This window comes from Streptomyces sp. NPDC050619 (genome assembly GCF_040654815.1).
Taxonomy (GTDB): Bacteria; Actinomycetota; Actinomycetes; order Streptomycetales; family Streptomycetaceae; genus Streptomyces.
On sequence record NZ_JBFAIR010000004.1, the window covers coordinates 497,372 to 507,021 of the forward strand.

At 71.6% G+C, this 9,650-nt stretch carries 10 protein-coding genes; 7 read left to right on the forward strand and 3 right to left on the reverse strand.

Translation table 11 applies throughout. The annotated features are described in order from the left end of the window. The first annotated feature begins 113 nt into the window (after positions 1 to 113). The 5 genes from afsQ1 (at position 114) to AB0I77_RS10740 (ending at position 4,023) form a co-directional block, all read left to right on the forward strand. A complete protein-coding gene (gene afsQ1, locus AB0I77_RS10720; protein WP_363282046.1) occupies positions 114 to 791 on the forward strand; it encodes a two-component system response regulator AfsQ1 in 678 nt (225 codons plus the stop codon). Beyond that, positions 788 to 2,359 carry a HAMP domain-containing sensor histidine kinase gene (locus AB0I77_RS10725; protein ID WP_363282047.1) on the forward strand — a complete coding sequence of 524 codons (1,572 nt, stop codon included), beginning with the start codon at positions 788 to 790 and terminating at the stop codon, positions 2,357 to 2,359. Before afsQ1 ends, AB0I77_RS10725 begins: the two co-directional genes overlap by 4 nt. Then, a complete protein-coding gene (locus tag AB0I77_RS10730) occupies positions 2,359 to 2,979 on the forward strand; it encodes a hypothetical protein (RefSeq protein WP_363282048.1) in 621 nt (206 codons plus the stop codon). Before AB0I77_RS10725 ends, AB0I77_RS10730 begins: the two co-directional genes overlap by 1 nt. A 133-nt stretch (positions 2,980 to 3,112) precedes the next feature. Then, a complete protein-coding gene (locus AB0I77_RS10735; RefSeq protein WP_363282049.1) occupies positions 3,113 to 3,664 on the forward strand; it encodes a VanZ family protein in 552 nt (183 codons plus the stop codon). 155 nt (positions 3,665 to 3,819) lie between these two features. Next, positions 3,820 to 4,023, forward strand: a complete 204-nt coding sequence (locus tag AB0I77_RS10740) for a PspC domain-containing protein (protein ID WP_363282050.1) — start codon at positions 3,820 to 3,822, stop codon at positions 4,021 to 4,023. A gap of 81 nt (positions 4,024 to 4,104) precedes the next feature. Here the strand turns inward: AB0I77_RS10740 and AB0I77_RS10745 are convergent, their stop codons facing one another. Together AB0I77_RS10745 and AB0I77_RS10750 are read right to left on the reverse strand one after the other, a co-directional pair. After that, positions 4,105 to 4,479, reverse strand: coding sequence for an ATP-binding protein (locus AB0I77_RS10745; protein WP_363282051.1), 375 nt, complete (start codon positions 4,477 to 4,479; stop codon positions 4,105 to 4,107). Between the two features lie 140 nt (positions 4,480 to 4,619). Next, positions 4,620 to 5,783 carry an adenosine deaminase gene (locus AB0I77_RS10750; protein WP_363282052.1) on the reverse strand — a complete coding sequence of 388 codons (1,164 nt, stop codon included), beginning with the start codon at positions 5,781 to 5,783 and terminating at the stop codon, positions 4,620 to 4,622. Between the two features lie 113 nt (positions 5,784 to 5,896). On the opposite strand from AB0I77_RS10750, the gene AB0I77_RS10755 reads away from it, so the two are divergent. Continuing rightward, positions 5,897 to 6,658: an alpha/beta hydrolase gene (locus AB0I77_RS10755; RefSeq protein ID WP_363282053.1), complete on the forward strand. Its 762-nt coding sequence runs from the start codon at positions 5,897 to 5,899 to the stop codon at positions 6,656 to 6,658. A 111-nt stretch (positions 6,659 to 6,769) separates the two neighbouring features. Here the strand turns inward: AB0I77_RS10755 and AB0I77_RS10760 are convergent, their stop codons facing one another. Continuing rightward, positions 6,770 to 7,741, reverse strand: a complete 972-nt coding sequence (locus AB0I77_RS10760; protein ID WP_363282054.1) for a LysR substrate-binding domain-containing protein — start codon at positions 7,739 to 7,741, stop codon at positions 6,770 to 6,772. Positions 7,742 to 7,804: 63 nt separating this feature from the next. Here AB0I77_RS10760 and AB0I77_RS10765 point away from each other — a divergent pair, with 63 nt between their 5' ends. Next, entirely contained in the window at positions 7,805 to 9,103 is a 1,299-nt protein-coding gene (locus tag AB0I77_RS10765; RefSeq protein WP_363282055.1) for an MFS transporter, read from the forward strand. Positions 9,104 to 9,650 lie beyond the last annotated feature (547 nt).

Here is a 9,650-nt window from a genome sequence, read left to right on the forward strand (position 1 = left end):
GTGGCACAGCGCCCACACAGACAAGAGCGCTACCGGCCCGGAGAAATACAGGTTCCGGCCCGTAGAAATACAAGTGTCGAAACCCCACCGCTCCATGGGCCAGAATGACCCCCGTGCCTTCCCTGTTGCTGATCGAGGACGACGACGCCATCCGTACGGCCCTGGAACTGTCTCTGACACGCCAGGGTCACCGGGTTGCCACCGCTGCCACCGGCGAGGACGGCCTGAAGCTGCTGCGCGAGCAGCGGCCGGACCTGATCGTGCTGGACGTGATGCTGCCCGGTATCGACGGGTTCGAGGTGTGCCGGCGCATCCGGCGCACCGACCAGCTGCCGATCATCCTGCTGACGGCGCGCAGCGACGACATCGATGTGGTCGTCGGGCTGGAGTCCGGTGCCGACGACTATGTGGTGAAGCCTGTCCAGGGGCGGGTGCTCGATGCCCGGATCCGGGCCGTGCTGCGGCGCGGCGAGCGGGAGGCGAACGACGCGGCCACGTTCGGCTCGCTGGTCATCGACCGCGCGGCGATGACCGTCACCAAGAACGGCGAGGACCTCCAGCTCACCCCGACCGAGCTCAGACTCCTGCTCGAACTGAGCCGGCGGCCGGGGCAGGCGCTGTCGCGGCAGCAGCTGCTGCGCCTGGTGTGGGAGCACGACTACCTCGGCGACTCGCGACTGGTGGACGCCTGTGTGCAGCGGCTGCGCGCCAAGGTCGAGGACGTGCCGTCGTCCCCGACCCTGATCCGGACGGTCCGTGGTGTGGGGTACCGGCTGGACGTTCCTTCGTGACCCAAGCGCACGTGGGGTTCCGCGGCTGGGTCGCGGCGCGCAAGGGAGTGTGGTCCCGGCTGCGGTTCACCAGTCTGCGGCTGAGGCTCGTCGTCGTCTTCGGTCTGGTGGCCCTGACGGCGGCCGTGTCCGCCTCCGGGATCGCCTACTGGCTCAACCGCGAGGCGGTGCTCACCCGCACCCAGGATGCGGTGCTGCGCGACTTCGAGCAGGAGATGCAGAACCGCGCGGGCGCGCTGCCCGAGCGCCCCTCGCAGGACGAACTGCAGCACACGGCCGGCCAGATGGCCAACAGCAGCCAGCGCTTCAGCGTGTTACTGGTCGCCGAGGAGGCGAGCGGCCAGACGGTGTACGGCAACTCCGGTGCCCTGGACGGCTTCTCGCTGCGGGACGTGCCGGCGTCGCTGCGCGAGGCCGTCAACGAGGAACAGGCGGTCGACTCCGACAACAAGTCCGCCTTCCACCTCTACTGGCAGCGGGTGAACCTCCACGGGACCCCGTATCTCGTGGGCGGTACGAAGGTGATGGGCGGCGGGACCACCGGTTACATGCTCAAGTCGCTGGAGCCGGAGGCCAAGGACCTCAACTCGCTGGCCTGGTCGCTGGGGATCGCCACGGGCCTCGCGCTGATCGGCTCCGCGCTGCTCGCGCAGGCCGCCGCCACGACCGTACTGAAGCCGGTGCAGCGCCTCGGTGTCGCCGCCCGGCGGCTCGGCGAGGGCAGGCTGGACACCCGGCTGCGGGTGTCCGGGACCGATGAACTGGCCGATCTTTCACGGACGTTCAACAAGACGGCCGAGGCGCTGGAGAAACGGGTGGACGACATGGCCGCGCGGGACGACGCGTCCCGGCGTTTCGTGGCCGACATGTCCCATGAGCTGCGGACGCCGCTGACCGCCATCACCGCCGTGACCGAGGTGCTGGAGGACGAGCTGGAGATGGGGTCCGGGAGCATCGACCCGATGATCGAGCCGGCCGTACGGCTGGTGGTCAGCGAGACCCGGCGGCTCAACGACCTCGTCGAGAACCTCATGGAGGTCACCCGCTTCGACGCGGGCACCGCCCGGCTGGTGGCGGACGATGTCGACATCGCCGACCAGATCACCGCCTGCATCGACGCGCGGGCCTGGCTGGACGCGGTGGACCTGGACGCCGAGCGCGGCATCCACGCCCGCATCGACCCGCGCCGCCTGGACGTGATCATGGCGAATCTGATCGGCAACGCGCTCAAGCACGGCGGCTCGCCGGTGCGGGTCTCGGTGCGCGAGGCGCCCGAGGAGGTCGTGATCGAGGTGCGGGACCACGGGCCCGGCATCCCCGAGGAGGTCCTGCCGCACGTCTTCGACCGGTTCTACAAGGCCAGCGCCTCCCGGCCGCGCTCCGAGGGCAGCGGTCTCGGCCTGTCCATCGCGCTGGAGAACGCCCACATCCACGGCGGCGAGCTCACCGCCGCCAACTCCCCGGAGGGCGGCGCCGTGTTCACGCTGCGGCTGCCCCGGGACGCGTCGGCGCTCATCGAGGAGGCCGACGACGGCAACGGCGAGGGCGCGAAGAAGGAGGACGCGTGATGCGCTCGCGACGCGTGCGGACCGTACGCCGTCTGCTGGCACTCCCCGTGCTCGCCGCGCTGCTGACCGGGTGCGGCATCCGGGCCACGGAGGTGCCGACCGACTTCGGGCCCGCGCCCTCCCGGGTGCGCTGCTCGCTGTCCGAGCCGGACGTCTCCCCGCAGGCCGCGCGCGGGCTGCCGGTGCAGGTGTTCCTGCTGTGCGGTTCGTCGCTGGTGGCCGTCGACCGGACGGTGCGGGTGCCGGACGGTACGGCGGACTCCGGCCGGCGGGTGCTGGTCGCGCAGGGGCTGCTCGACCAGCTCGCCGCGACGCCGTCGCCCGCGGAGCGGGAGGCCGGGTACACCACGGACGTGCGCGGCGGCATGACGGTGAGCGGGCCGCGCCCCCTGGACCCCGAGGACGCGCTGCGGCTGAGCACCGCGCCCGGTGACCTCACCTCCTACGCCCTGGCCCAGCTCGTCTGCACGTTCTCCGACTCGACGGCGGCGGAGGGCGACGGTTCGGTCGTCCTCGGCGGCCCGGACGGCGAGCCCCTGCGCCGCTACGAGTGCACGAACGACGTCCGCACCCGGCCCGGCAGCACGGAGCCGCCGTCCGGCGAGGTGGCGGGCAGCTGACGTACGGGGGCGACGTAGGGGGGCGACGTAGGGGGCGACCTACGGGTGTGACGTACGGGTGTGGCGCATACCTCACCCAGGTGCTCGAGGGCATCCCGGAACCGATGGTGCCGGAGACCGCGTCTAGGGGGGCGTGCAGCGTCAAGGTTCCGTCGGCGGCAGCGCCGCGATCCGCATCCGTGTGGCAGGGAGTGTCCTCCTCGTCGCACATCTCGCGTTCGTCGCCTGGTTCACGCTGCGCCCACTGGACGTCCCCTGGGTGATGCCCGCCAACCTGCATCCGCTGGCCGGCATCCGGGCCGACCTGGCGCTGGGCGGGCTGGCGGCGGCCCGGCGGATCGGTGCGGGGCTCGGACTGCTCGCCCCGCTGGGCGTCCTGCTCCCGATGGCACACGGCAGGCTCGCCGTCTCCCCGCTCGCCTCACTGCTGCGTTCGGTCGTGGCGGGCGCCCTGATCTCGCTGGGCATCGAACTGCTCCAGACCGGGGTGCCCGGGCAGGTCGTCGACATCGACTCGCTGCTGCTGAACACGGCGGGCGTGGCCCTCACCCACGCGGCCTTCGTCCCCGCGGCCCGTGCCTGGATCCGCCGCAGGCACGAGCGCGCCCACCGCACTCCCCTCCGCCAGGAGGAAGCCTCTCAGGGACGGACCCCGACGATTCCCAGGGTCGGGATCGCCCCGTAGAGCGACGCTTCGTCCACTTCGTCTCCGTAGTGTTGAAGACAGATGAGGCAGCCAGGAAGGCCGCCTCCCACCGACGCTCAGGGCCCACCAAGGTCGCGGTCTCGTCACCGGCTGAGGCGCCCGTAGGCGATCGACCCAAACAAAGGAGTGCCGACATGTCCCGCCTTGCCCGACTCACCAACGGCCGCATGATCGGCGGAGTGTGTGCCGCGCTGGCGCAGCGCTTCGGCACCTCCGCGACGACCATGCGCGTCATCTTCCTCGTCTCCTGCCTGCTGCCGGGCCCGCAGTTCCTGCTCTACATAGCCCTGTGGATCCTGTTCCCCTCCGAGGGGAAGGCAGCCCGCACGGCCTGGTGACCACCGGTACGACCGCATGCCGGTGGGGCGCACCCCGTGTCCAGGGGTGCGCCCCACCGACGCGTTCTCAGGCGGCTCGGGTCAGCCGAGCGGGATCCCGTTCACCGGCAGGCCGTGCGTGGGCAGCCCGGCGCCACCGACCGGCAGTCCGCCGAGGAGGCCGGCGACCGGCGCGGTCGGACCTTCGGCGAGCACGCTCTCCACGGCCGGCTGCACGGCGGCCAGGCTGGTGGTGAGCGCCGGCTCCGCCTGCGAGAGCTGCGCCTGGGACACCGCCTCACCGGCCCCGGGCAGCGCCTTGGTGACGTTCTCCACCGGCAGCGTCCTGGTGATGGTGTCCAGGCCCTGGGTGGCGTCCGGAACCGCCGGGGCGGCGTTCGCGGCGCCCGCGCCGGCGGCGGCGAAGGCGGCACCGAGAGCGGCGACACCGAGGGTCTTGGCAGCAGACTGCTTCATGAAAGTGCGTCCTCGAAATGGAGTTACGGTGATGTGAGCGGTCCACGACCGTAAACACGGGAAGCCGCCCGCCGCAAACATCGAAATGCGGACGGATGGTGAACACCCGCCCGCATTCCGTACCCCCGCATTTCTTTCCCTCAGCCCTCCTCGGCCACAGAACCGCTGGTGGAGGCGGTCTGCTGGAACAGCCATTCGGACTTCAGCTCGGCATATCCGGGCTTGATCACGTCATTGATCATCGCGAGTCGTTCATCGAAAGGAATGAACGCTGATTTCATCGCATTGACGGAGAACCACTGCATCTCATCGAGCGTGTAACCGAATGCCTCGACAAGGTGCTCGAATTCCCGGCTCATGCTGGTGCCCGACATCAGGCGGTTGTCCGTGTTCACGGTCGCCCGGAAGTGCAGCCGGCGCAGCAGCCCGATCGGGTGCTCGGCGTACGAGGAGGCGGCCCCGGTCTGAAGGTTGGAACTGGGGCACAGCTCCAGCGGAATCCGCTTGTCGCGTACGTACGAGGCGAGCCGCCCGAGCTTCACCGAGCCGTCCTCGTGGACCTGGATGTCGTCGATGATGCGGACGCCGTGGCCGAGCCGGTCGGCGCCGCACCACTGGAGGGCCTGCCAGATGGACGGCAGGCCGAAGGCCTCTCCGGCGTGGATGGTGAAGTGGTTGTTCTCGCGCTTGAGGTACTCGAATGCGTCGAGGTGCCGGGTGGGCGGGAAGCCCGCCTCGGCCCCGGCGATGTCGAACCCGACGACCCCCAAGTCCCGGTACCGGTTGGCGAGTTCGGCGATCTCCAGGGAGCGCGCCGCGTGCCGCATGGCGGTGAGCAGGGCGCCGACGCGGATGCGGTGGCCGTTCGCCCGGGCCAGCCGCTCCCCTTCCCGGAAGCCCTCGTTCACGGCCTCGACGACCTCTTCGAGGCTGAGCCCGCCGCCGAGGTGCTGCTCGGGCGCGTACCGCACCTCGGCGTACACGACCCCGTCCTCGGCCAGGTCCTCGGCGCACTCGGCGGCGACCCGGACGAGGGCGTCCCGGGTCTGCATGACACCGACGGTGTGCGAGAAGGTCTCCAAGTACCGTTCCAGGGAACCGGAGTCGGCGGCCTCGCGGAACCAGACGCCGAGTTTGTCGGCGTCGGTCTCCGGCAGGTCTTGATAGCCCGTCTCGCGGGCGAGGTCGACGATGGTGCCGGGGCGCAGCCCGCCGTCGAGGTGGTCGTGCAGCAGCACCTTGGGTGCCCGGCGGATCTGGTCCGCGCTCGGGGTGATCCCCATCCGGTCAGTCTTGCTCGTCATCTCCGCACTCTAACGCCTACGCGCGTAGATCGCTCGCTGTACGAAATCGTCGATACGTAACGGTGACCGCGAGGACTAGTGGCGTACACCCGAGCTTCTGACACTGTTCTGTCATGGCACAGCAAGCGACGCCGGTTCGCACGGCCCGGCTGGGACGGGCACTCGGTCCGGAGCCGACAGCGGTGAGCGGGGTGGTGCTGCTGCTCCCCGGCGGCGACGAGGTATCCCACCGCAGACCGTCCCCCATGCTGGCGACAGCGTCCGTCCGCGCGCTGGGCCGCCGACTGGCACGCGCCGGCCACGACGACGGCCTGGCCACGCATGTCGTCCACTACCGCTATCGCGGCTGGAACGGCAGCGCGGCCCATCCGGCCCACGACGCCACCTGGGCGATCGACGAAGTCGTACGGCGCTACGGCGACGTCCCCGTCTGCCTCGTCGGCGTCGACATGGGCGGCCGGGCGGCGCTGCACGCGGGCGGGCACGAGGCGGTCAACTCCGTGGTGACGATCGCCCCTTGGCTGCCCGAGGAGGATATGGCCGCGCCGTCCGAACCGGTGAGGCAGCTGGTGGGGCGGCGGGTGCTGATGGTGCACGGCACGAATGACGAACGTACGGATCCGGAGTTGTCGTTCCGGCTGGCGGCGCGGGCGAAGAAGGCGAACCGGGAGGTGTGCCGGTTCGAAGTGCACTCCGATGGGCACGGGTTGCATCAGCATCGGGACGAAGTCCACGCGTTGGTGGAGGACTTCGTGATGGGGGTGCTGTTCGGGAGGGCGTTTTCCCGGCCGGTGCGGGATGCCATGGCGGCGCCTCCGCCGTTGGGGTTGCGGATGCCGTTGGCTGCGGGGTTCGGGAAGTCGTTGCGGCGGTAGGTGGAGGGGCTTTCGGTTGTCTTCGGGCTGCAGGTTTCGTTGTGGCTGGTCGCGCCCACGCGGCGGAGCCGCACAATGTCACAGCCCCGCGCCCCTTTCAGGCCGGACCCGTTACGTCGGCAGCAAGTTGCCGCGTCTTGAGAGTAGGAACTTCTTGAAGGCGGCCACCGGTGGGGTGTCCGGGTGGCCGTCCAGCCAGGCCACGCCGATTTCTCTGGCCGCTCTGGGGGACGTGACCGTCAGTTCGGCCACGCCGGGGCGGGGGACGGCGGGCGGGGGCAGGAGGGCGACTCCCAGGCCGGCCGCCACGAGACCCCGTAGGGTCTCCGCCTCCTCTCCCTCGAAGGCGACCCGGGGTTTGAAACCGGCCTCCTTGCAGAGGTCGTCGGTGATGCGGCGGAGGCCGTAGCCGGGTTCCAGGGTGACGAAGGTCTCGTCGGCGGCCTCGGCCAGTCGGACGCGTCTGCGGGTGGCCAGGCGGTGGTCGGCCGGTACGACCAGGCGGAGTTTCTGTTCGTCGAGGCGGCGGGCGACGAGGTCGGGGGCGTCGGGCACGGGGGAGGTCAGGCAGAGGTCCAGCTCGCCCGACCGCAGCCGCTCGATCATCGCCTCGCCGTAGTTCTGGACGAGGCTGAAGCGGACCCGCGGGTGGTCGGCGCGGAAGGCGCGGATGAGGCCGGGGACCGTCTCCGAGCCCATGGTGTGCAGGAAGCCGAAGGCGACCTTGCCGGCGGCCGGGTCGGCGTCGGCGCGGACCTCGTCGGCAGCGCGCTCGATCTCGGCGAGGGCGCGTTCGACGGAGGCGAGGAAGGTGCGTCCGGCGGGGGTGAGGGAGACCGTACGGCCGCGGCGGGCGAACAGGTCGACGCCCAGATCCTGTTCGAGGCGGACCATGGCGCGGGAGAGGGTGGACTGCGGGACGCGCATCTCCTGGGCGGCGCGCGTGACGTGCTCGGTGCGGGCGACGCCGGCGAAGTGGGCGAGGCGCGGCGCGAGCAGTCGCGACATGTCCGCCGTGTCTTCTGTGTCTTCTGTGTCACTGGATGGTGACAGGTGAGTCTGTGACCTCTGCTGATGCTTCACAGGAACGATTATGGCGATTCCGTGCATTGGACGGATGAGCGGGGCCGTACGTAACTTCGAGGCATGTCTCCCGCCAGTACCGGGGCGTCCACCGTCGTGGGCGCCTCAGCCTCCGCCTCCGCACCTGTCGCCTCTGTCGCCGATTCCCGGGTGGCCCCGGGTGGTCCCGGCTACCGCCGGATGAGCTTCGCGCTCTTCCTCGCCGGTGTCGCGACCTTCGCGCTGCTCTACTCCACGCAGGCCCTGCTCCCGCTGATCTCCGACGAGTACGGGGTGGCGGCGAGCGAGGCGAGCTGGACGGTGGCCGCCGCGACCGGTGGGCTGGCGTTGTTCGTCCTGCCGATGAGCGCCCTGTCGGAGCGTTTCGGACGCCGTACGGTGATGACGGCCTCGCTGGCGGTCGCGGTGACCGTCGGGCTGCTGGTCCCCTTCGCGCCGTCGCTGACCACGCTGGTCGTGCTGCGGGCGGTCCAGGGTGCGGCGCTGGCCGGGCTGCCGGCCTCGGCGACGGCCTACCTCGCGGAGGAGGTCACGCCCAAGGCGCTGGTCACCGCGATCGGCCTGTTCGTCGCCGGCAACAGCGTGGGCGGGATGAGCGGCCGGGTCATCACCGGCTGGGTCGCGCAGGAGTGGGGCTGGCGGGTCGCGGTCGGCGTGATCGGCGTGATCGCGGTCGGCTGTGCGGTGGCCTTCCGGCTGCTGCTGCCGGCGCCGAAGAACTTCACGCCGGGCTCGCTGCGGCCGCGGGTGCTGGCCCGCACGGTCCGCGATCACCTCTCCAACCCGCTGCTGTGCCGTCTGTACGCGATCGGCGCGCTGTTCATGACCGTGTTCGGCGGCGTCTACACGGTGATCGGGTACCGGCTGACCGAGGCGCCGTTCGGCCTGCCCCAGGGCATCATCGGCTCGATCTTCCTGGTCTACCTCGTGGGTACGGTGTCGGCGTCCACGGCGGGGCGGCTGGTCGGCCGGCTGGGCCGCCGGGGGGCGCTGTACGCGGCGGGCGGTACGACGGCCACGGGTCTGGTGTTGTCCCTGGCCGACTTCCTTCCGCTGGTCCTGCTGGGCCTGGTGCTGATCACCGCGGGCTTCTTCGCGGGGCATGCGGTCGCCTCGTCTGCCGTCAGCAAGACGGCGACGCGGGGGCGGGCGCAGGCGTCGGCGCTGTATCAGTCGGCGTACTACGTCGGCTCCAGCGCGGGCAGCACGGTGGGGGCGGTTGCGTTCCACGCCGGGGGCTGGGCCGGGACGGTGGGGGTGGGTCTGCTGGCGGTGGCGGGCGTCGTGACCATCACGGTGTTCGGGACGCGGGCGGCGCGGGTCGCTGCGCGGCGGGGGCCGGTGGCGGTGGCGGTGCGCTGAGGTTCCGCCGGGGGGGTCTCGCCCCCGCCGCCCCTACCCGTCCCATCCCAGGGGCGAAGCCCCTTCGACCCCACCAGGGGCCCCCTGGAACCCCCGCGGGGCTCCTCCCCTTCGACCCCGGCGGGGGCTGCGTCCCCTGCACCCCTCGCGGGGCTCGGCCCCTGGAACCCCCGCGGGGCTCCGCCCCTTCCACCCCGCCAGGGGCTCCGCCCCTGGAACCCCGGCGAGGGCTCCTCCCCTTCGACCCCACAGGGGCTCCGCCCCTGGAACCCCCGCGGGGCTCTGCCCTTCGACCCCGCCAGGGGCTCCGCCCCTTCCACCCGGGCGGGGACTGCGTCCCCTGCACCCCTTGCGGGGCTCGGCCCCTGGAACCCCCGCGGGGCTCCGCCCCTGCACCCCTCGCGGGGCTCCGCCCCTTCCACCCCGCCAGGGGCTCCGCCCCTTCCACCCCAGCGGGGACTGCGTCCCCTGCACCCCTCGCGGGGCTCCGCCCCCGCACCCCGCTGGGGCTGCGCCCCAGACCCCCTTCGGCCTGAACGGCCTCGTC

What these genes read in the sequence shown, in the direction of transcription:
- AB0I77_RS10765 (WP_363282055.1), top strand. Translation starts at nt 7,805, where the DNA reads ATGTCTCCCGCCAGTACCGGGGCGTCCACCGTCGTGGGCGCCTCAGCC.
- AB0I77_RS10740 (WP_363282050.1), top strand. Translation starts at nt 3,820, where the DNA reads ATGTCCCGCCTTGCCCGACTCACCAACGGCCGCATGATCGGCGGAGTG.
- AB0I77_RS10750 (WP_363282052.1), bottom strand. Translation starts at nt 5,783, where the DNA reads ATGACGAGCAAGACTGACCGGATGGGGATCACCCCGAGCGCGGACCAG.
- AB0I77_RS10755 (WP_363282053.1), top strand. Translation starts at nt 5,897, where the DNA reads ATGGCACAGCAAGCGACGCCGGTTCGCACGGCCCGGCTGGGACGGGCA.
- AB0I77_RS10730 (WP_363282048.1), top strand. Translation starts at nt 2,359, where the DNA reads ATGCGCTCGCGACGCGTGCGGACCGTACGCCGTCTGCTGGCACTCCCC.
- AB0I77_RS10745 (WP_363282051.1), bottom strand. Translation starts at nt 4,479, where the DNA reads ATGAAGCAGTCTGCTGCCAAGACCCTCGGTGTCGCCGCTCTCGGTGCC.